Source organism: Thermomonas fusca DSM 15424 (assembly GCF_000423885.1).
In the GTDB taxonomy this organism is placed as follows: domain Bacteria; phylum Pseudomonadota; class Gammaproteobacteria; order Xanthomonadales; family Xanthomonadaceae; genus Thermomonas; species Thermomonas fusca.
Window position 1 is genome coordinate 1 of sequence record NZ_AUIV01000020.1, and the last position, 17,182, is coordinate 17,182.

Annotated in this window: 30 protein-coding genes; all 30 read left to right on the forward strand. The window is 65.3% G+C overall.

Going from position 1 to position 17,182, the window contains the following annotated elements:
* A partial coding sequence (locus tag G582_RS0108960; protein WP_028839549.1) for an EF-Tu C-terminal domain-related protein occupies positions 1-388 on the forward strand: 388 nt, incomplete at its 5' end.
* Between the two features lie 459 nt (positions 389-847).
* A complete protein-coding gene (gene rpsJ, locus G582_RS0108965; protein ID WP_024891232.1) occupies positions 848-1,159 on the forward strand; it encodes a 30S ribosomal protein S10 in 312 nt (103 codons plus the stop codon).
* 11 nt (positions 1,160-1,170) lie between these two features.
* Positions 1,171-1,827: a 50S ribosomal protein L3 gene (rplC, locus tag G582_RS0108970; protein WP_028839550.1), complete on the forward strand. Its 657-nt coding sequence runs from the start codon at positions 1,171-1,173 to the stop codon at positions 1,825-1,827.
* 2 nt (positions 1,828-1,829) lie between these two features.
* Entirely contained in the window at positions 1,830-2,432 is a 603-nt protein-coding gene (gene rplD, locus G582_RS0108975) for a 50S ribosomal protein L4 (RefSeq protein ID WP_028839551.1), read from the forward strand.
* Entirely contained in the window at positions 2,429-2,728 is a 300-nt protein-coding gene (rplW, locus tag G582_RS0108980) for a 50S ribosomal protein L23 (protein WP_028839552.1), read from the forward strand. Before rplD ends, rplW begins: the two co-directional genes overlap by 4 nt.
* Before the next feature lie 11 nt (positions 2,729-2,739).
* Positions 2,740-3,567, forward strand: coding sequence for a 50S ribosomal protein L2 (rplB, locus tag G582_RS0108985; protein WP_028839553.1), 828 nt, complete (start codon positions 2,740-2,742; stop codon positions 3,565-3,567).
* Between the two features lie 6 nt (positions 3,568-3,573).
* The gene (gene rpsS, locus G582_RS0108990; RefSeq protein ID WP_028839554.1) at positions 3,574-3,840 is read left to right on the forward strand and encodes a 30S ribosomal protein S19; all 267 of its coding nucleotides are present in this window, start codon (positions 3,574-3,576) and stop codon (positions 3,838-3,840) included.
* Between the two features lie 10 nt (positions 3,841-3,850).
* Entirely contained in the window at positions 3,851-4,186 is a 336-nt protein-coding gene (gene rplV, locus G582_RS0108995; RefSeq protein WP_028839555.1) for a 50S ribosomal protein L22, read from the forward strand.
* A 2-nt stretch (positions 4,187-4,188) separates the two neighbouring features.
* Positions 4,189-4,941: a 30S ribosomal protein S3 gene (gene rpsC, locus G582_RS0109000; protein ID WP_028839556.1), complete on the forward strand. Its 753-nt coding sequence runs from the start codon at positions 4,189-4,191 to the stop codon at positions 4,939-4,941.
* A gap of 2 nt (positions 4,942-4,943) precedes the next feature.
* Positions 4,944-5,357: a 50S ribosomal protein L16 gene (gene rplP / locus G582_RS0109005; RefSeq protein WP_028839557.1), complete on the forward strand. Its 414-nt coding sequence runs from the start codon at positions 4,944-4,946 to the stop codon at positions 5,355-5,357.
* Positions 5,357-5,563 carry a 50S ribosomal protein L29 gene (gene rpmC, locus G582_RS0109010; RefSeq protein WP_028839558.1) on the forward strand — a complete coding sequence of 69 codons (207 nt, stop codon included), beginning with the start codon at positions 5,357-5,359 and terminating at the stop codon, positions 5,561-5,563. Before rplP ends, rpmC begins: the two co-directional genes overlap by 1 nt.
* Before the next feature lie 12 nt (positions 5,564-5,575).
* Positions 5,576-5,839 carry a 30S ribosomal protein S17 gene (gene rpsQ, locus G582_RS0109015; protein WP_028839559.1) on the forward strand — a complete coding sequence of 88 codons (264 nt, stop codon included), beginning with the start codon at positions 5,576-5,578 and terminating at the stop codon, positions 5,837-5,839.
* 15 nt (positions 5,840-5,854) lie between these two features.
* Complete coding sequence (rplN, locus tag G582_RS0109020) at positions 5,855-6,223, forward strand: 50S ribosomal protein L14 (RefSeq protein ID WP_028839560.1); 369 nt, start codon at positions 5,855-5,857, stop codon at positions 6,221-6,223.
* A gap of 17 nt (positions 6,224-6,240) precedes the next feature.
* Positions 6,241-6,555 (forward strand): 50S ribosomal protein L24, encoded by a 315-nt coding sequence (gene rplX, locus G582_RS0109025; RefSeq protein WP_028839561.1) that lies wholly within the window; start codon positions 6,241-6,243, stop codon positions 6,553-6,555.
* Position 6,556: 1 nt separating this feature from the next.
* Entirely contained in the window at positions 6,557-7,099 is a 543-nt protein-coding gene (rplE, locus tag G582_RS0109030; RefSeq protein WP_028839562.1) for a 50S ribosomal protein L5, read from the forward strand.
* Positions 7,100-7,109: 10 nt separating this feature from the next.
* The gene (gene rpsN / locus G582_RS0109035) at positions 7,110-7,415 is read left to right on the forward strand and encodes a 30S ribosomal protein S14 (protein WP_028839563.1); all 306 of its coding nucleotides are present in this window, start codon (positions 7,110-7,112) and stop codon (positions 7,413-7,415) included.
* A 178-nt stretch (positions 7,416-7,593) separates the two neighbouring features.
* The gene (rpsH, locus tag G582_RS0109040; RefSeq protein WP_028839564.1) at positions 7,594-7,989 is read left to right on the forward strand and encodes a 30S ribosomal protein S8; all 396 of its coding nucleotides are present in this window, start codon (positions 7,594-7,596) and stop codon (positions 7,987-7,989) included.
* A 13-nt stretch (positions 7,990-8,002) separates the two neighbouring features.
* On the forward strand, positions 8,003-8,530 hold the full coding sequence (gene rplF, locus G582_RS0109045; RefSeq protein WP_028839565.1) for a 50S ribosomal protein L6: 528 nt from the start codon (positions 8,003-8,005) through the stop codon (positions 8,528-8,530).
* An 84-nt stretch (positions 8,531-8,614) separates the two neighbouring features.
* A complete protein-coding gene (gene rplR, locus G582_RS0109050) occupies positions 8,615-8,968 on the forward strand; it encodes a 50S ribosomal protein L18 (protein ID WP_028839566.1) in 354 nt (117 codons plus the stop codon).
* 163 nt (positions 8,969-9,131) lie between these two features.
* Complete coding sequence (gene rpsE / locus G582_RS0109055) at positions 9,132-9,671, forward strand: 30S ribosomal protein S5 (RefSeq protein WP_038053588.1); 540 nt, start codon at positions 9,132-9,134, stop codon at positions 9,669-9,671.
* A complete protein-coding gene (gene rpmD, locus G582_RS0109060; RefSeq protein WP_028839568.1) occupies positions 9,664-9,849 on the forward strand; it encodes a 50S ribosomal protein L30 in 186 nt (61 codons plus the stop codon). Before rpsE ends, rpmD begins: the two co-directional genes overlap by 8 nt.
* 4 nt (positions 9,850-9,853) lie before the next feature.
* Positions 9,854-10,291: a 50S ribosomal protein L15 gene (rplO, locus tag G582_RS0109065; RefSeq protein WP_028839569.1), complete on the forward strand. Its 438-nt coding sequence runs from the start codon at positions 9,854-9,856 to the stop codon at positions 10,289-10,291.
* A gap of 7 nt (positions 10,292-10,298) precedes the next feature.
* The gene (gene secY / locus G582_RS0109070) at positions 10,299-11,648 is read left to right on the forward strand and encodes a preprotein translocase subunit SecY (RefSeq protein WP_028839570.1); all 1,350 of its coding nucleotides are present in this window, start codon (positions 10,299-10,301) and stop codon (positions 11,646-11,648) included.
* A 333-nt stretch (positions 11,649-11,981) separates the two neighbouring features.
* Entirely contained in the window at positions 11,982-12,338 is a 357-nt protein-coding gene (gene rpsM / locus G582_RS0109075; protein ID WP_028839571.1) for a 30S ribosomal protein S13, read from the forward strand.
* Between the two features lie 12 nt (positions 12,339-12,350).
* On the forward strand, positions 12,351-12,743 hold the full coding sequence (gene rpsK / locus G582_RS0109080; protein ID WP_028839572.1) for a 30S ribosomal protein S11: 393 nt from the start codon (positions 12,351-12,353) through the stop codon (positions 12,741-12,743).
* 19 nt (positions 12,744-12,762) lie between these two features.
* Positions 12,763-13,392 (forward strand): 30S ribosomal protein S4, encoded by a 630-nt coding sequence (gene rpsD / locus G582_RS0109085; protein WP_028839573.1) that lies wholly within the window; start codon positions 12,763-12,765, stop codon positions 13,390-13,392.
* Positions 13,393-13,444: 52 nt separating this feature from the next.
* Positions 13,445-14,443, forward strand: coding sequence for a DNA-directed RNA polymerase subunit alpha (locus G582_RS0109090; RefSeq protein WP_028839574.1), 999 nt, complete (start codon positions 13,445-13,447; stop codon positions 14,441-14,443).
* A gap of 271 nt (positions 14,444-14,714) precedes the next feature.
* Entirely contained in the window at positions 14,715-15,086 is a 372-nt protein-coding gene (rplQ, locus tag G582_RS0109095; protein WP_028839575.1) for a 50S ribosomal protein L17, read from the forward strand.
* Positions 15,087-15,193: 107 nt separating this feature from the next.
* A complete protein-coding gene (locus G582_RS0109100) occupies positions 15,194-15,712 on the forward strand; it encodes a disulfide bond formation protein B (RefSeq protein WP_028839576.1) in 519 nt (172 codons plus the stop codon).
* Between the two features lie 61 nt (positions 15,713-15,773).
* Positions 15,774-17,162, forward strand: coding sequence for a class II 3-deoxy-7-phosphoheptulonate synthase (locus G582_RS0109105; RefSeq protein WP_028839577.1), 1,389 nt, complete (start codon positions 15,774-15,776; stop codon positions 17,160-17,162).
* Positions 17,163-17,182 lie beyond the last annotated feature (20 nt).

The following is a 17,182-nucleotide window of genomic DNA, read 5'->3' on the forward strand; positions in this document are numbered from 1 at the left end:
GGACCAGGGTCAGGCGGGCGACAACGCGGGCCTGCTGCTGCGCGGCACCAAGCGTGACGACGTGGAGCGCGGCCAGGTGCTGTGCAAGCCGGGTTCGATCACCCCGCACACCGAGTTCGAGGCCGAGGTGTACGTGCTGTCGAAGGACGAGGGCGGCCGTCACACCCCGTTCTTCAAGGGCTACCGCCCGCAGTTCTACTTCCGCACCACCGACATCACCGGCGCTTGCCAGCTGCCGGAAGGCACCGAGATGGTGATGCCGGGCGACAACGTGAAGATGGTGGTCACGCTGATCAACCCGGTGGCGATGGACGAAGGCCTGCGCTTCGCGATCCGCGAAGGCGGCCGCACCGTCGGCGCCGGCGTGGTGGCGAAGATCATCAAGTGATGCGAGGCCCCGCGCGCTTCGGCGCGCGGTTGGCCAGAACATCACCCCGCGCAGGCGGGGGGTCCGGCTTCGAAGCGTCATTCCCGCCAGGCGGGAATGACGTGCGGAAACAAAAGGGAATCCGGACTTGCAAAGTCCAGCAAACCCCCGTTAGAATGCACGACCCCAGCGGAATTTGAGTTCCGGTCGGGGCGCGAAATGAAGCGCAGGATGCGCTTCGTGTTCGCCAGACAGGGAGATGTCGCGTGGCAAGGCCTCGTCCGTTCCGGAAGTTTCCGGGACACATCGGCGGGGCCTTTCGGCGCGTTCATGGAAACCTGTTCTGGCGGGCCGGGCATCCGGCTCGCCAATTCGCATGCAGGACGCAGCGAAAACCCGCAAGACCCGTTGTATTCACGGGGTGTGGCGCACCCAACGCCGTCGCACCTGTCGCTCTTTAGAACATGAGGCATTCCTCCCATGGCGGACCAGAAGATTCGCATCCGGCTGAAGGCGTTCGATCATCGTCTGATCGACCGTTCGGCCAGCGAGATCGTCGAGACGGCCAAGCGGACCGGCGCGCAAGTGCGCGGCCCGATCCCGCTGCCGACCAAGATCGAGCGTTACACCATCCTGACCTCGCCGCACGTCGACAAGGACGCGCGCGATCAGTATGAGACCCGCACGCACAAGCGCGTGCTCGACATCGTCGACCCCAACGACAAGACCGTGGACGCGCTGATGAAGCTCGAACTCGCGGCTGGCGTTGATGTCCAGATCAAGCTGACCTGAGGAGTACCGAGATGAGCGCGAAGAAGTATTCGCTCGGCATCGTCGGTCGCAAGGCCGGTATGAGCCGCATGTTCACCGAGGACGGCAAGGCCGTGCCGGTGACCCTGATCGAAGCCACGCCGAACCGCATCACCCAGATCAAGACCGTGGAAACCGACGGCTACAGCGCCGTGCAGGTCACCGCGGGCGTCAAGCGCGCCAGCCTGCTGACCAAGCCGGCCACCGGCCACCTGGCCAAGGCCAAGGTGGAAGCGGGTCGTGGCCTGTGGGAGCTGCGCGTCGAAGCGGACCAGATCGGTGGCTTTGAAGTGGGCGGCGAGATCAAGGCCGACATCTTCAGTGAGGGCCAGATCGTCGACGTCCAGGGCGTGACCAAGGGCAAGGGCTTCCAGGGCACGATCAAGCGCTGGAACTTCAAGATGGGTGATGCCACCCACGGTAACTCGCTGTCGCATCGCGCGCCGGGCTCGATCGGTCAGCGCCAGACGCCGGGCCGCGTGTTCCCGGGCAAGAAGATGGCCGGCCACATGGGCCACGTCACCCAGACCACGCAGAACCTGCAGGTCGTGAAGGTCGATGCCGAGCGCGGCTTGATCGCCGTGCGTGGCGCGATCCCGGGTGCGCCGGGCGGCGATGTGATCGTGCGCCCGACGAGCAAGGGAGTCTGATCATGGAACTGAATATCAATGGCGGCGCCAAGCTGGCGGTCTCCGAGGCGGTGTTCGATCGCGCCTTCAGTGAGGACCTGATCCATCAGGTCGTCGTGGCGTACCGCAACGCTGGTCGTGCCGGCACCAAGGCGCAGAAGACGCGTTCGGAAGTCAACGGCACCACCAAGAAGTCGAAGAAGCAGAAGGGCGGCGGCGCGCGTCATGGCGCCCTGACGGCCCCGATCTTCGTCGGCGGTGGCGTGACCTTCGCGGCCAAGCCGCGCAGCTTCGCGCAGAAGGTCAACCGCAAGATGTACCGCGCCGCGATCGCGTCGATCCTGTCCGAGCTGAATCGTCAGGGCCGGATCACCGTGATCGAGTCGTTCGACATCGATGCACCGAAGACCAAGGGTCTGGTGGCCAAGCTCGCCGAGCTGAAGGCCGGCAGGCGCCCGCTGATCGTCACCGAGGAAGCGACCGACAACCTGTACCTGTCCGCGCGCAATCTGCCCTACGTGCAGGTGCGTGACGTGCAGGGCCTGGATCCGGTCGCCCTGGTCGGCGCCGATACCGTGCTGGTGACAACCGACGCGGTGAAGAAGATCGAGGAGTGGCTGGCATGAGCGCCGCAAACCTGTACGAAGTGATCCGTGCGCCGCGTGTGTCCGAAAAGACCGCGCGCCTGCAGGAAGTCTCCAACCAATACGTCTTCGAAATCGCGAAGACCGCCACCAAGGCTGATGTCAAGGCGGCGGTCGAGAAGATCTTCGACGTCAAGGTCGAGGCGGTCAACGTGGTGAACGTGAAGGGCAAGACCAAGTCCTTCAAGTTTCGCCAGGGCCGCCGCGGCGATTGGCGGAAGGCGTACGTCACCCTGGCCGAAGGCCAGGCGATCGACGTGATGACGGCCTCGGCCTGAGGAACAAGTCCATGGCACTGATGACATTCAAGCCCACCTCTGCCGGCCGTCGCTCGATGGTCCGCGTGGTGACGCCGGATCTGCACAAGGGCGCACCCTACGCGCCGCTGGTCGAGAAGCAGAGCAAGACCGGTGGCCGCAACCACCACGGCCGCATCACCACCCGCCACATCGGCGGTGGGCACAAGCAGCATTACCGCATCATCGACTTCAAGCGCGACAAGGAGGGCATCCCGGCCCGCGTTGAGCGCATCGAGTACGATCCCAACCGCACCGCGCACATCGCGCTGCTGTGCTACGCCGACGGCGAGCGCCGCTACATCATCGCGCCGAAGGGCCTCAAGGCCGGCGACCAGGTGATCGCGGGTCGTGATGCCCCGATCAAGGCCGGCAACACCCTGCCGCTGCGCAACATCCCGGTGGGTTCCACGATCCACTGCATCGAGATGAAGCCCGGCAAGGGCGCGCAGCTCGCCCGTGCCGCCGGCGCTGGCGTCCAGCTGGTCGCCCGCGAAGGCGTCTACGCCACCCTGCGTTTGCGCTCCGGCGAAATGCGCAAGGTGCCGGCCGAATGCCGTGCCACCATCGGCGAAGTCAGCAATGACGAGCATGGCCTGCAGAAGCTCGGCAAGGCCGGTGCCGCCCGCTGGCGCGGCGTCAAGCCGACCGTGCGCGGCGCGGCCATGAACCCCGTCGATCACCCGCACGGTGGTGGCGAGGCGAAGGCTGGCCAGGGCAACCCGCATCCGGTCACCCCGTGGGGCGTGCCGACCAAGGGTTACAAGACCCGCAAGAACAAGCGCACCCAGCAGTTCATCGTGCGCGATCGCAGGAGCTAATCGGCAATGGCACGTTCACTCAAGAAGGGCCCGTTCATCGACCACCATCTGCAGAAGAAGGTGGAGACCGCGGGTAGCAGCAAGAAGCCGATCAAGACCTGGTCGCGTCGTTCGACGATCCTGCCGGAAATGATCGGGTTCACCATCGCCGTGCACAACGGCAAGAACCACGTCCCTGTGCTGATCAACGAAAACATGATTGGCCACAAGCTTGGCGAGTTCGCCGTGACCCGTACGTTCAAGGGTCATGGCGGCGACAAGAAGGGGAAGTAAGGAGATGACCATGGAAGCGAAAGCCGTCCTGCGCAGTGCGCGCATCTCCGCCCAGAAGGTTCGCCTGGTGGCAGACCAGGTGCGTGGGCTCCCCGTCGCCCGTGCGCTCGACCTGTTGAAGTTCTCGGACAAGAAGGCCGCGGGCATGATCTACAAGGTCGTGTTCTCGGCTGCCTCGAACGCCGAGAACAACAACGGCGCCGATGCGGACGAACTCAAGGTCAAGACCATCATGGTCGATGAGGGTCCCTCGCTGAAGCGCTTCATGGCGCGTGCGAAGGGCCGTGGCACGCGCATCACCAAGCGCACCAGCCACATCACCGTGATCGTCGGCGAGGGCAAGTAATCATGGGTCATAAAGTCAATCCGATCGGCATCCGCCTGGGCATCGCCAAGGACTGGAATTCCAAGTGGTATGCCGGCAAGAAGCAGTTCGCCGAGTTCCTGACGGCCGACCTCCGCGTCCGCGACATGCTGCGCAAGAAGCTGGCCCAGGCCGGCATCAGCAAGATCCTGATCGAGCGTCCGGCCAACAACGCCCGCGTGACCATCCACACCGCCCGTCCGGGCGTGGTGATCGGCAAGCGCGGCGAGGACATCGAGAAGCTGCGCAAGGAAGTGTCCGATGTGCTCGGCGTGCCGGCGCACATCAACGTCACCGAAGTCCGCAAGCCGGAACTCGACGCGCAGCTGGTGGCCGAGTCCATCGCCCAGCAGCTGGAGCGCCGCATCATGTTCCGTCGCGCCATGAAGCGCGCGGTCGGGAACGCGATCCGTCTCGGCGCGCTGGGCATCAAGGTCAACGTGGCTGGCCGCTTGAACGGTGCTGAAATCGCCCGTTCCGAGTGGTACCGCGAAGGCCGCGTGCCGCTGCACACCCTGCGTGCGGACATCGACTACGGCTTCGCGGAAGCGAAGACCACCTACGGCATCATCGGTATCAAGGTGTGGGTCTACAAGGGCGAGATCTTCGATTTCTCCCAGGTTGGCCAGGAGAAGCAGGACGATTCCCCGGCGCCGCGTGGCGGCGACCGTGAGCGTCCGCGTGGTCCGCGCCGTGACCGTGGCGACCGCGCCGAGCGCGGCGAAGCGAGGGATTAATCATGTTGCAACCCAAGCGAACCAAATACCGCAAGGTCCACAAGGGCCGCAATGAGGGCCTGAGCTGGAGCGCGAACGCGGTCAGCTTCGGTGAGTTCGGCCTGAAGGCGACCGCCACCGGCCAGCTCACCGCCCGCCAGATCGAGGCCGCGCGTCGTTCCATCAGCCGTTACGTCAAGCGTGGCGGCAAGATGTGGATCCGCGTGTTCCCCGACAAGCCGATCACCAAGAAGCCGATCGAAGTCCGCATGGGCTCGGGCAAGGGCAACGTGGAGTACTGGGTCGCCCAGATCCAGCCCGGCCGCATGATCTACGAGATCGAGGGCGTCAGCGAGGAAATCGCGCGCGAGGCGTTCCGCCTGGCGTCGGCAAAGCTCTCGGTCACCACCACTTTCGTGACCCGGACGGTGCGCTGATGGAACTCAAGCAACTGCGTCAGAAGTCGGCGGACGAACTGAAGGCCCACCTGGTCGAACTGCAGAAGGAGCGCTTCGCGCTTCGCATGCAGAAGGCCACCGGCCAGCTGCCCCCGTCCAAGACCAACGAGCCCCGCCGCGTGCGCCGCGAGATCGCTCGCGTCAACACGCTGCTCGGCGCGCTGCAAGCCAGCGTGACGAAGTAAGGAACGGCAGACATGACTGAACAAACCAAGAAGCTGCACACGGTCGAAGGCCGCGTTGTCAGCAACAAGATGGACAAGACCGTGACGGTGCTCGTAGAGCGCCAGGTCAAGCACGCGCTGTACGGCAAGTACATCCGTCGCTCGACCAAGCTGCACGCGCACGATGCCGACAACACCTGCAACGAAGGTGATGTCGTCCGCGTGGCGGAATGCGCACCGATGTCCAAGACCAAGAACTGGCGCGTGGTGGAAGTCATCACGCGTGCCGCCGAGTAAGCAGGAGAGACAGCCATGATCCAGATGCAGAGCTTTCTCGACGTTGCCGACAACTCCGGTGCCAAGGAACTGATGTGCATCAAGGTGCTCGGCGGCTCCAAGCGCCGTTATGCCGGCATCGGTGACATCATCAAGGTGTCGGTGAAGGAAGCGATTCCGCGCGGCAAGGTGAAGAAGGGCGACGTCTACGACGCCGTCGTGGTGCGTACCCGCAAGGGTGTGCGTCGCGCCGACGGTTCGCTGATCCGCTTCGACGGTAACGCCGCCGTGCTGTTGAACAACAAGCAAGAGCCGATCGGCACTCGCATCTTCGGGCCCGTGACCCGTGAGCTGCGCACCGAGAAGTTCATGAAGATCGTCTCGCTCGCGCCTGAAGTGCTCTGAGCGGAGGAAGGAAGAACATGAACCGTATCCGCAAGGGTGACCAGGTGGTCGTGACCACTGGTAACAAGAAGATCAAGGGCCAGACTGGCGAAGTGGTGCGCGTCGATGGAGAGCGCGTCTACGTTGCCAACCTGAACCTGGTCAAGCGCCACACCAAGCCCAATCCGCAGGCCGGCCAGCCCGGCGGCGTGATCGAGCGCGAGGCGTCGATCCACATTTCCAACGTGATGCTGCTGGACCCGGCAACGGGCAAGGGCGGTCGCGTTGCCACCAAGGTGCTCGAGAATGGAAAGCGCATCCGCGTGTTCCGCTCCAGCGGCGAGGCTATCTGACATGAACACCCGTCTTGAAAAGTTCTACAAGGAAGAAGTGGTGCCGAAGCTCATGCAGCAGTTCGGCTACACCAATCCGATGCAGGTCCCGAAGCTCGTCAAGGTCACGCTGAACATGGGCGTGGGCGAAGCGGCCACCAACAAGAAGGTGCTCGAGAACGCCGTCGCCGACATGACCAAGATCTCCGGCCAGAAGCCGGTGGTCACCAAGTCGCGCGTTTCGGTGGCTTCGTTCAAGATCCGCGACGGCTGGCCGATCGGTTGCAAGGTGACCCTGCGCCGCGCCCAGATGTTCGAGTTCCTCGACCGCCTGATCAACATCTCGCTGCCGCGCGTCCGCGACTTCCGCGGCGTGTCGGGGCGTTCGTTCGACGGTCGCGGCAACTACAACATGGGCGTGAAGGAGCAGATCATCTTCCCGGAGATCGACTTCGACGCCGTTGATGCGATGCGCGGCATGGACATCGCCATCACCACCACCGCGAAGACCGACGCCGAGGCCAAGGCCCTGCTCGAAGCCTTCCGCTTCCCGTTCCGCAACTAAAGGACACGTCATGGCCAAGACTTCCATGATCAACCGCGAAGCCAAGCGCGCCAAACTGGCCAAGCAGTACGCCGCCAAGCGCGACGCGCTGAAGAAGGTCATCGCCAGCCAGGACGCGTCCTACGAGGACAAGATGGTGGCCGCGACCAAGCTGCAGAAGCTGCCGCGCGACTCCTCACCGTCCCGCCAGACCACCCGCTGCGCCCTCACCGGTCGCCCGCGTGCGGTCTACAGCAAGTTCGGCCTGGGCCGCAACGCGCTGCGCAAGGCGACGATGAATGGCGACGTGCCTGGCCTGCGCAAGGCGAGCTGGTAAAAAAACTGCTATACTGATCCGCTACCTGTCGCGAAAGCGGCGGTGGCGGCTCCCGAACCCCGCAGCGATGCGGGGTTTGCGCCTGCAACAGCGCCGCGACGTTCCAGTTTCGCGGCGTCCACAATCCGAAAGATTTTCGCGAAAGCGGATATCGGTGCTACTCATCAGGTGAATCCATATGAGCATGACTGATCCTATCGCCGACATGCTGGTCCGCATCAGGAATGCGGCCGCGGTTGGCAAGCCGGCGGTGAAGATGCCGTCCTCCAAGGTCAAGGTCGCGATTGCCAACGTCCTCAAGGACGAAGGCTACATTGCCGACGCCCGCGTGACCCCGAACGGCGCCAAGGCCGAGCTTGAAATCGCCCTGAAGTACTTCGAGGGCAAGCCGGTGATCGAGACCCTGAAGCGCGTGTCGCGCTCGGGTCTGCGCCAGTATCGTGGCAAGGATGCGCTGCCGAAGGTCCTGAACGGCCTCGGCGTGGCGATCGTTTCCACCTCCAAGGGCATCATGACCGACTCGCAGGCGCGCCAGCACGGCGTCGGCGGCGAAGTCCTGTGCATCGTGGCCTAAGGGAGTAACGAACATGTCCCGAGTCGCCAAGAAGCCCGTCGTCCTCGCCAAGGGCGTCGAAGTCAACGTCCAGTCGGACGCGATCAGCGTCAAGGGCCCGAAGGGCACCCTGACCGTCGCCAAGCCGGCCGGCATCGAAGTCAAGATCGAAGACGGCCACGCGCAGCTGTCGGCCAACGATCCGTCGCTGGTGCCGCTCGCCGGCACCCTGCGCGCGATCGTCGCCAACATGGTGCACGGCGTCAGCTCCGGCTTCGAGCGCAAGCTCGAGCTGGTCGGCGTGGGTTACCGCGCCGCCATGCAGGGTCAGGATCTCAACCTGTCGCTGGGCTATTCGCACCCCATCCTGTTTGCGCCGCCGGCGGGCATCACCATCACCACGCCGACCCAGACCGAGATCCTGGTCGCGGGTGCCGACAAGCAGCTGGTGGGTGAAGTTGCCGCCAAGATCCGTGGTTACCGCCCGCCGGAGCCCTACAAGGGCAAGGGCGTGAAGTATTCCGACGAGACCATCATCCGCAAGGAAGCCAAGAAGGCGTAATTGCGCATCCCTGGCAAGAGCCCGCACATCCTCGTGCGGACTCTTCGGGGCAAGCACAGCCTTCAGCTTTCGGAGAAGAAGACCATGGAAAAGAAGATCGCCCGCCTGCGTCGCGCCAAGTCGACCCGTGCACACATCCGCGAACTCGGCGTGCCGCGCCTGTCGGTGCTGCGCACCGGCCAGCACCTGTACGCCCAGCTGTTCACCCACGACGGCGCCAAGGTGCTGGCTTCGGCCGCTACCGTCGAGGCCGACGTGAAAGCCGGCCTGAAGAACGGCAAGAACGCCGAGGCTGCCGCCAAGGTCGGCCAGATGATCGCCGAGCGTGCCAAGGCCGCCGGCATCGAGCGCGTTGCGTTCGACCGTTCGGGCTACCGCTACCACGGGCGCATCAAGGCGCTGGCCGACGCCGCGCGCGAAGGCGGCCTGCAGTTCTAAGGGCCTGAAGGCGAGGGGCTCCGGCTCCTTGCCTTCCGCTGTCTGCTGCCGATGCGGCTCGCATCGGTCGCCACCGCCGGTTGCGGCGATGGCGGAACACCCGCAGCACTCCACAACCATAAGCGGCAAAGCCGCAAATTCCCTCAACAATCGAGACATCGAAATGGCAGAACAACGCGAATCCCGCGGCCGCGATCGCGGTCCCCGCGAGGAAAAAGTCGATGACGGCATGATCGAGAAGCTGATCGCCGTCAATCGCGTCAGCAAGACCGTCAAGGGTGGCCGTCAGTTCACCTTCACCGCGCTGACGGTGGTGGGCGACGGCGCCGGCAGGATCGGTTTCGGCTATGGCAAGGCGCGCGAAGTGCCGGTCGCCATCCAGAAGTCGATGGAGCAGGCTCGCAAGGGCATGAGCTCGGTCGATCTGAACAACGGCACCCTGTTCCATCAGGTCAAGGCTGGACACGGCGCTGCCCGCGTGTTCATGCAGCCCGCCTCCGAAGGTACCGGCGTGATCGCCGGCGGCGCGATGCGCGCCGTGCTGGAAGCGGTTGGCGTGAAGAACGTGCTGGCCAAGGCGGTCGGCTCGCGCAATCCGATCAATCTGGTGCGCGCCACGATCAAGGGCCTGGAGTCGATGCACTCCCCGGCGAAGATCGCGGCCAAGCGCGGCAAGAAGGTGGAGGATCTGATCAATGGCTAACGACAAGACCATCAAGGTCCGCCTGGTCAAGGGCCTGCGCGGCACCCAGTCGCGCCATCGCCTGTCGGTCAAGGCGCTCGGCCTCGGCAAGCTCAACAGCGTCCGCGAACTCAAGGACAGCCCGCAGGTTCGTGGCCTGATCAACAAGGTCCACTACCTGGTGAAGGTGGAGGAGTAATCACATGAAGCTCAATACACTCAAGCCCGCGGACGGCGCCCGCCAGGAACCGCGTCGCGTCGGTCGCGGCATCGGCTCCGGCCTCGGCAAGACCTGTGGCCGCGGTCACAAGGGTTCGTTCGCGCGCTCCGGCAAGGGCAAGATCAAGGCCGGTTTCGAAGGCGGCCAGATCCCCATGCAGCGCCGCCTGCCGAAGATCGGCTTCCGCTCGAAGATGGCCAACGACTGCGCCGAAGTGCTGCTGTACAAGCTGGACATGCTGCCGGCCGGCGAGATCGATTTCGCCGCCCTGCGTGCCGCCAAGCTGGTGCCGAGCACCGCCAAGCGCGCCAAGGTCGTCGCCAAGGGCGAAGTGACCAAGGCTTACGTGCTGAAGGGCATCGCTGCGACCGCCGGCGCCAAGGCCGCGATCGAAGCGGCCGGCGGCAAGCTGGCGGAGTAAGAAAGGCATGTCGCGCAGTGCTGGAGCATTGGCAGGCCTGATGGGCGCGGGCAAGTTCACGGAACTTCGCTCGCGCCTCCTGTTCGTCATCGGTGCGTTGATCGTCTACCGCATCGGCTGCTTCATCCCGGTGCCGGGCGTCAATCCCGAGGCGATGCTCCAGCTGATGGACTCGCAGAAGGGCACCGTGGTGGACATGTTCAACATGTTCTCCGGCGGCGCGCTTGCGCGTTTCAGCCTGTTCGCGCTGAACGTGATGCCCTACATCTCCGCGTCCATCGTGATGCAGCTGATGGTGCAGATCCTGCCAAGCCTGAAGGCGCTGCAAAAGGAAGGCGAGTCGGGCCGTCGCAAGATCACCCAGTACTCGCGCGTGGGTTCGGTGTTCCTGGCGGTGTTCCAGGCCGCCGGCATCGCCATCGCGCTGCAGGGCCAGGGCGCGAGCGGCGGCGTACCGGTGGTCTACAACCCGGGCCTCGGCTTCGTGGTGACCGCGGTGGTCTCGCTGACCGCCGGCACGGTGTTCCTGATGTGGCTGGGCGAGCAGGTGACCGAGCGCGGCATCGGCAACGGTGTGTCGCTGATCATCTTCGCCGGCATCGTCGCCGGTCTGCCCGGCGCGGTGTTGAACACCCTGCAGCAGGCCAACAGCGGCGACATGCAGTGGATCACGGTGTTCTTCATCCTGGCGATCGTGCTGGCGGTGACCTGGTTCGTGGTGTTCATGGAGAGCGGCCAGCGCCGCATCACGGTGAACTACGCGCGTCGCCAGGGCGCCCGCGGCGGCTACCAGAACCAGAGCTCGTTCCTGCCGCTCAAGCTCAATATGTCGGGCGTGATCCCGCCGATCTTCGCATCGTCGATCATCATGTTCCCGGCCACGGCGTCGACGTGGTTCGGCCAGTCCGGCAGCTCCGCCACGGTGTGGCTGCAGAAGGTCAGCCAGATGCTGTCGCCGGGCGAACCGCTGCACATGATCCTGCTGGCTGCGCTGATCGTCGGCTTCGCGTTCTTCTACACGGCGCTGGTGTTCAACTCGCAGGAAACCGCGGACAACCTCAAGAAGTCCGGCGCGCTGATTCCGGGCATCCGTCCGGGCAAGGCCACCGGCGAGTACATCGATGGCGTGCTGACCCGCTTGACCGCGGCCGGTTCGGCCTACCTGGTGCTGGTCTGCCTGCTGCCGGAAGTGATGCGTACCGAAATGGGCGCGTCGTTCTACTTCGGCGGCACCTCGCTGCTGATCGTGGTGGTGGTGGTGATGGACTTCATCGCGCAGATCCAGGCGCACCTGATGTCGCACCAGTACGAGAGCCTGTTGAAGAAGGCCAACCTCAAGGGGCGCGGCGCCCGCTGAGCGGGGCCGCGCATCCGTCCCCGCATCCGCTGCGGGGCAAGTGACAACCGCCGGTTCGACGAACGCGCGAACCGGCAAATGGGCGACCCGCGCGACGATCCCGCGTGCGGGTGGCCCCGGACCGATCCGCGCGCCAGAGTAGCGCGCGGGCAGGCCGGGCCCGCAAGGGCCGGGCGCTGCCAGTCCGGGGCCATCGCCGGAGCATGGGCACACTCCCCATGCCGGGCCAGGGCTTGCCTTGGCTTCCTGACAAGTCGGGATTGGGTTACAATTTCACGTTTCCCACGTCGAATCTCTCGGTTCGGCGTCATTTCGTTTATCGGAGATCGCCTTATGGCGCGTATTGCGGGCGTCAACTTGCCTGCCCAGAAGCACGTCTGGGTCGGGCTGCAAAGCATCTACGGCATTGGCCGTACCCGTTCCAAGCAGGTCTGTGAATCGGCTGGCGTCAACTCGTCGACCAAGATCCGTGACCTGTCCGAGCCGGAAGTCGAGCGCCTGCGCTCCGAAGTCGGCAAGTTCATCGTCGAAGGCGACCTGCGCCGCGAAGTCGGCATGGCCATCAAGCGTCTGATGGACCTGGGCTGCTATCGCGGACTGCGCCACCGCCGCGGCCTGCCGCTGCGTGGCCAGCGCACCCGCACCAATGCGCGCACCCGCAAGGGCCCGCGCAAGGCCATCCGGAAGTAAGGAACAGACATCATGGCCAAGCCGGCAGCAACCAAGACCAAGAAGAAGATCAAGCGCGTCGTCACCGACGGAATTGCGCATGTCCACGCTTCTTTCAACAACACGATCATCACCATCACCGACCGCCAGGGCAATGCCCTGAGCTGGGCGACTTCGGGCGGCGCGGGTTTCCGCGGCTCTCGCAAGTCCACTCCGTTCGCCGCGCAGGTTGCCGCCGAGAAGGCTGGCAAGGCCGCGCTGGACTACGGGGTCAAGGCGCTGGAAGTGCGCATCAAGGGTCCGGGTCCGGGCCGAGAATCCGCCGTTCGTTCGCTGAACAACGTCGGCTACAAGATCCTCAACATCATCGACGTGACGCCTATCCCGCACAACGGGTGCCGTCCGCCGAAGAAGCGTCGCGTCTGACGCGCGGGAGCACTAGAACATGGCTCGTTATATCGGTCCCACCTGTAAGCTCGCCCGTCGCGAAGGCGCCGACCTCTCGCTGAAGTCGCCGGCCCGCGCGCTCGATTCCAAGTGCAAGCTGGAGCAGAAGCCCGGCCAGCACGGCGCCACCGCCCGCAAGGGCAAGCTGTCCGACTACGCCACCCAGCTGCGCGAGAAGCAGAAGGTCAAGCGCATCTACGGTCTGCTGGAGCGCCAGTTCCGCAACTACTACAAGAAGGCTGCGACCAAGAAGGGCAACACCGGCGAGAACCTGCTGCAGCTGCTGGAAACCCGCCTGGACAACGTCGTCTACCGCATGGGTTTTGCGGTCACCCGTCCGGCCGCGCGCCAGCTGGTCAGCCACCGCGGCGTGACCGTCAACGGCAAGCCGGTCAACCTGCCGTCCTACGCGGTCAAGGCCGGCGATGCCATCGCCCTGTCCGAGAAGGCCCAGAAGCAGCTGCGCGTCAAGGAGTCGCTGACCCTGGCCGAGCAGATGAACCTGTCGCCCTCGTGGGTCGAGGTGGATTCGAACAAGTTCGCCGGCGTGTTCAAGGCCGTGCCGGACCGGGCCGACCTGCCCAGCGACATCAACGAAGCGCTGATCGTCGAGCTGTACTCGAAGTAAGCCATTGCCACCGGCCTGCGCCCAGCGCGCAGGCCAGCAGGAGACACCACGAATGACGGTTACCGCCACCCAAGTGCTGCGTCCGCGCGGACCGCAGATCGAGCGCATCACCGACAACCGCGCCAAGGTCGTGATCGAGCCGCTGGAGCGCGGTTACGGCCACACCTTGGGCAATGCGCTGCGTCGCGTGCTGCTGTCCTCGATCCCCGGCTTCGCGATCACCGAAGTCGAGATCGACGGCGTGCTGCACGAGTACACCACGGTCGAAGGCCTGCAGGAGGACGTGCTCGAGGTCCTGCTGAACCTCAAGGACGTCGCCATCCGCATGCACAGCGGCGACACCGACACCCTGGAGCTGAAGAAGCAGGGTCCGGGCGTCGTCACCGCCGGCGACATCAAGACCAGCCACAACGTCGAGGTGCTCAACCCCGACCACGTGATCGCCAACCTGACCAAGGACGTGGCGCTGAACATGCGCCTCACCATCAGCCGCGGTTTCGGCTACCAGCCGGCCTCCGCGCGCCGCCGCCCGGACGAGGAGACCCGCACCATCGGTCGCCTCATGCTGGATGCTTCGTTCTCGCCGGTCCGGCGCGTCGCCTACGCGGTGGAAGCCGCGCGCGTCGAGCAGCGTACCGACCTCGACAAGCTGGTGATGGAGATCGAGACCAACGGCACCATCGATGCGGAAGAGGCGGTGCGTACCGCGGCCGACATCCTCACCGACCAGCTGTCGGTGTTCGGCGATTTCACGCATCGCGACCGCGGCGCCAAGCCGCAGGCCAGCACCGGCGTCGATCCGCTGCTGCTGCGCCCGATCGACGACCTCGAGCTGACGGTGCGTTCGGCCAACTGCCTCAAGGCCGAGAGCATCTACTACATCGGCGACCTGATCCAGAAGACCGAAGTGGAGCTGCTCAAGACCCCGAACCTGGGCAAGAAGTCGCTCACCGAGATCAAGGAAGTGCTGGCCCAGAAGGGCCTGTCGCTCGGCATGAAGCTGGAGAACTGGCCGCCGGCCGGCGTCGCCAGCCACGGCATGATGGGGTGAGTCGCCGCGTTTGCGAACTGCCTTAACGGCAGTTCGCGCGGCGACGAACGCCCGAGCGCCATGCGCGAGGGCCGGGGGTGCAATCGCGGCGCAAGCCGCGGCTCACGTTCTGCTCTAGTTTCTTCTCGAAACAAGTAATACCGCCGACGAACCAAAGTTCGCGGCATGACCGGCAAGGGACGCCGGTTCGGGCCACCCGCAGCCCAAGACTCCAACGTCAGGACGACGACAGCGAACTCCATCGTTTCAACCTTCATCAGGAATCACACCCATGCGCCACCAGAAATCCGGCCGCAAGTTCAACCGCACCAGCGCCCACCGCAGTGCGATGTTCTCGAACATGGCGGCGTCGCTGATCAAGAACGAAATCATCCGCACCACCCTGCCCAAGGCCAAGGAACTGCGCCGCGTGGCCGAGCCGCTGATCACCCTGGCCAAGACCGACGGCGTGGCCAACCGCCGTCTGGCGTTCTCGCGCCTGCGCGACAAGGAAGCGGTGGGCACGCTGTTCACCGTGCTGGGTCCGCGCTACGCGCAGCGTCCGGGCGGCTACCTGCGCATCCTCAAGTGCGGCTTCCGCGCCGGCGACAACGCGCCCATGGCGTACGTCGAGCTGGTGGACCGTCCGCAGGCTTCCGAATAAGCGTCGCGGACGCTTCTGCGGCGCAACGAAAACCCCGGGTCGCCCCGGGGTTTTTCGTTTTGTGGCCGACTGCGCCATAATCCAGTGGATTCCCCGAAGGCGTTCGCATGAATCCGTTCCGCTGGTCGTTCCGCCAACAGTTCCTGTTCGGTTTCGTCATCTGCGCGGCGCTGCTGGGTTACGCGTTCTTCGTGCAGTTCCAGCTGGGCATCCAGCCTTGCCCGTTCTGCATCTTCCAGCGCATCTGTTTCGCCGCGCTGGGGCTGGTGTTCCTGCTGGGGGCGCTGCACGCGCCGCGCGCGCCGGGCGCCCGCAAGGTGTGGGGCGTGCTGGCATTCGTCGCGGCTGCCGCCGGCATGGGCTACGCGGGCCGGCACAGCTGGGTGCAGCTGTATCCGCCGGAGCTGCCCAGCTGCGGGCCTGGCCTGAATTTCATCGTCGAGCAGCACTCCTGGCTGGGCGCGGCACGCAAGGTGCTGCAGGCAACCGGTGACTGCAGCAACATCGACTGGCAGTTCCTCGGCCTGTCGATGCCGATGTGGGCGCTGCTGTGGTTCGTCGTGCTGGGCTTCGGGGCGCTGTATGCCGGATTCCTGCGTCGCCATGCCCATCGGTTCCGCAGGTAACGGTTGCGATCGCGGTTCCGGGGCGTGATGATGCAATGCAGCAGATCCCGGTTCCGTCCCGATGTCGACCCATCCCGCAATCGCCTTTCCTCCCGCTGCAGCACCCTCGGCCGACTGGTCGCCTTCGAGCTGGCGCGCCAAGCCCGCGCTGCAGATGCCGACCTATCCCGACGCCGAGGCGCTGGCGGCCACCCGCGATGAGCTGCGGGCGCTGCCGCCGCTGGTGACGTCACGGGAGATCCTGGCGCTCAAGCAACAGCTGGCCGAGGCACAGGAAGGCAGGCGGTTCCTGCTGCAGGGCGGCGATTGTGCCGAGACCTTCGCCGAGTGCAGTTCCGACGTCATCTCCAACCGGCTGAAGGTGCTGCTGCAGATGAGCCTGGTGCTGGTGCACGGACTGAAGCTGCCGGTGGTGCGGGTGGGGCGGTTCGCCGGCCAGTATGCCAAGCCGCGCTCGGCCGACACCGAGACGCGCGACGGCGTGACCCTGCCGAGCTACCGCGGCGACATCGTCAATGGCCCGGAGTTCGAGCCGCAGTCGCGTATCCCCGATCCGCGGCGGATGGTGAAGGCGCACGCGCGTTCGGCGATGACGATGAACTTCGTGCGTTCGCTGATCGATGGCGGATTCGCCGACCTGCACCACCCGGAATACTGGGGACTGGGCTGGGTCAGCCAGTCGCCCCACGCGGCCGATTACCAGAAGATGGTGGCGGGGATCGGCGATGCGGTGCGCTTCATGGAGACTCTGGCCGGGCGGCGCATGCAGAGCCTCAACCGGGTGGACTTCTACACCTCCCACGAAGCGCTGCTGCTGCACTACGAGGAGTCGCAGACCCGGCAGGTGCCGCGCGCCGACGGCTGGTTCAACCTGAGCACGCATTTCCCGTGGATCGGCATGCGCACCGCCGCGCTGGACGGCGCGCACGTGGAGTACTTCCGCGGCATCCGCAACCCGGTGGCGGTCAAGGTGGGGCCGTCGGTGACCCCCGACCAGCTGCTGCGGGTGATCGATGCGCTGAACCCGGACGACGAGCCCGGCCGGCTGGGCCTGATCCATCGCATGGGCGCTGGGCACATCGCCGACAAGCTGCCGCCGCTGCTGGACGCGGTGCAGCGCGAGGGCCGCCGGGTGCTGTGGATCTGCGATGCCATGCACGGCAATACCGAATCCACCAGCAACGGCTACAAGACCCGCCGCTTCGCCAACATCCGCAGCGAGATCGAGCAGGCGTTCGACCTGCACGCGGCCGCCGGCACCCACCTGGGCGGCGTGCATCTGGAAATGACCGGCGAGAACGTCACCGAATGTCTCGGCGGCGCGCGGCAGTTGACTGAAGTGGACCTGCAGCGGGACTACCGCAGCACCGTGGACCCGCGCCTCAACTACGAGCAGGCGCTGGAGATCGCGATGCTGATCGTGCGCAAGCGCGGCGCGATCGGGGAATAGAAGGCGCCTTGCGGCCACTC

What these genes read in the sequence shown, in the direction of transcription:
- secY (WP_028839570.1), top strand. Translation starts at nt 10,299, where the DNA reads ATGTCGCGCAGTGCTGGAGCATTGGCAGGCCTGATGGGCGCGGGCAAG.
- rpsN (WP_028839563.1), top strand. Translation starts at nt 7,110, where the DNA reads ATGGCCAAGACTTCCATGATCAACCGCGAAGCCAAGCGCGCCAAACTG.
- rplX (WP_028839561.1), top strand. Translation starts at nt 6,241, where the DNA reads ATGAACCGTATCCGCAAGGGTGACCAGGTGGTCGTGACCACTGGTAAC.
- rpsQ (WP_028839559.1), top strand. Translation starts at nt 5,576, where the DNA reads ATGACTGAACAAACCAAGAAGCTGCACACGGTCGAAGGCCGCGTTGTC.
- rpmC (WP_028839558.1), top strand. Translation starts at nt 5,357, where the DNA reads ATGGAACTCAAGCAACTGCGTCAGAAGTCGGCGGACGAACTGAAGGCC.
- rplF (WP_028839565.1), top strand. Translation starts at nt 8,003, where the DNA reads ATGTCCCGAGTCGCCAAGAAGCCCGTCGTCCTCGCCAAGGGCGTCGAA.
- rpsD (WP_028839573.1), top strand. Translation starts at nt 12,763, where the DNA reads ATGGCTCGTTATATCGGTCCCACCTGTAAGCTCGCCCGTCGCGAAGGC.
- rpsK (WP_028839572.1), top strand. Translation starts at nt 12,351, where the DNA reads ATGGCCAAGCCGGCAGCAACCAAGACCAAGAAGAAGATCAAGCGCGTC.
- rpsE (WP_038053588.1), top strand. Translation starts at nt 9,132, where the DNA reads ATGGCAGAACAACGCGAATCCCGCGGCCGCGATCGCGGTCCCCGCGAG.
- G582_RS0109105 (WP_028839577.1), top strand. Translation starts at nt 15,774, where the DNA reads ATGTCGACCCATCCCGCAATCGCCTTTCCTCCCGCTGCAGCACCCTCG.
- G582_RS0109100 (WP_028839576.1), top strand. Translation starts at nt 15,194, where the DNA reads ATGAATCCGTTCCGCTGGTCGTTCCGCCAACAGTTCCTGTTCGGTTTC.
- rplE (WP_028839562.1), top strand. Translation starts at nt 6,557, where the DNA reads ATGAACACCCGTCTTGAAAAGTTCTACAAGGAAGAAGTGGTGCCGAAG.
- rplN (WP_028839560.1), top strand. Translation starts at nt 5,855, where the DNA reads ATGATCCAGATGCAGAGCTTTCTCGACGTTGCCGACAACTCCGGTGCC.
- rplB (WP_028839553.1), top strand. Translation starts at nt 2,740, where the DNA reads ATGGCACTGATGACATTCAAGCCCACCTCTGCCGGCCGTCGCTCGATG.
- rpmD (WP_028839568.1), top strand. Translation starts at nt 9,664, where the DNA reads ATGGCTAACGACAAGACCATCAAGGTCCGCCTGGTCAAGGGCCTGCGC.
- rplW (WP_028839552.1), top strand. Translation starts at nt 2,429, where the DNA reads ATGAGCGCCGCAAACCTGTACGAAGTGATCCGTGCGCCGCGTGTGTCC.
- rplO (WP_028839569.1), top strand. Translation starts at nt 9,854, where the DNA reads ATGAAGCTCAATACACTCAAGCCCGCGGACGGCGCCCGCCAGGAACCG.
- rplR (WP_028839566.1), top strand. Translation starts at nt 8,615, where the DNA reads ATGGAAAAGAAGATCGCCCGCCTGCGTCGCGCCAAGTCGACCCGTGCA.
- rpsS (WP_028839554.1), top strand. Translation starts at nt 3,574, where the DNA reads ATGGCACGTTCACTCAAGAAGGGCCCGTTCATCGACCACCATCTGCAG.
- rpsM (WP_028839571.1), top strand. Translation starts at nt 11,982, where the DNA reads ATGGCGCGTATTGCGGGCGTCAACTTGCCTGCCCAGAAGCACGTCTGG.
- rplP (WP_028839557.1), top strand. Translation starts at nt 4,944, where the DNA reads ATGTTGCAACCCAAGCGAACCAAATACCGCAAGGTCCACAAGGGCCGC.
- rplQ (WP_028839575.1), top strand. Translation starts at nt 14,715, where the DNA reads ATGCGCCACCAGAAATCCGGCCGCAAGTTCAACCGCACCAGCGCCCAC.
- rpsJ (WP_024891232.1), top strand. Translation starts at nt 848, where the DNA reads ATGGCGGACCAGAAGATTCGCATCCGGCTGAAGGCGTTCGATCATCGT.
- rpsC (WP_028839556.1), top strand. Translation starts at nt 4,189, where the DNA reads ATGGGTCATAAAGTCAATCCGATCGGCATCCGCCTGGGCATCGCCAAG.
- rplC (WP_028839550.1), top strand. Translation starts at nt 1,171, where the DNA reads ATGAGCGCGAAGAAGTATTCGCTCGGCATCGTCGGTCGCAAGGCCGGT.
- rplV (WP_028839555.1), top strand. Translation starts at nt 3,851, where the DNA reads ATGGAAGCGAAAGCCGTCCTGCGCAGTGCGCGCATCTCCGCCCAGAAG.
- G582_RS0109090 (WP_028839574.1), top strand. Translation starts at nt 13,445, where the DNA reads ATGACGGTTACCGCCACCCAAGTGCTGCGTCCGCGCGGACCGCAGATC.
- rplD (WP_028839551.1), top strand. Translation starts at nt 1,830, where the DNA reads ATGGAACTGAATATCAATGGCGGCGCCAAGCTGGCGGTCTCCGAGGCG.
- rpsH (WP_028839564.1), top strand. Translation starts at nt 7,594, where the DNA reads ATGAGCATGACTGATCCTATCGCCGACATGCTGGTCCGCATCAGGAAT.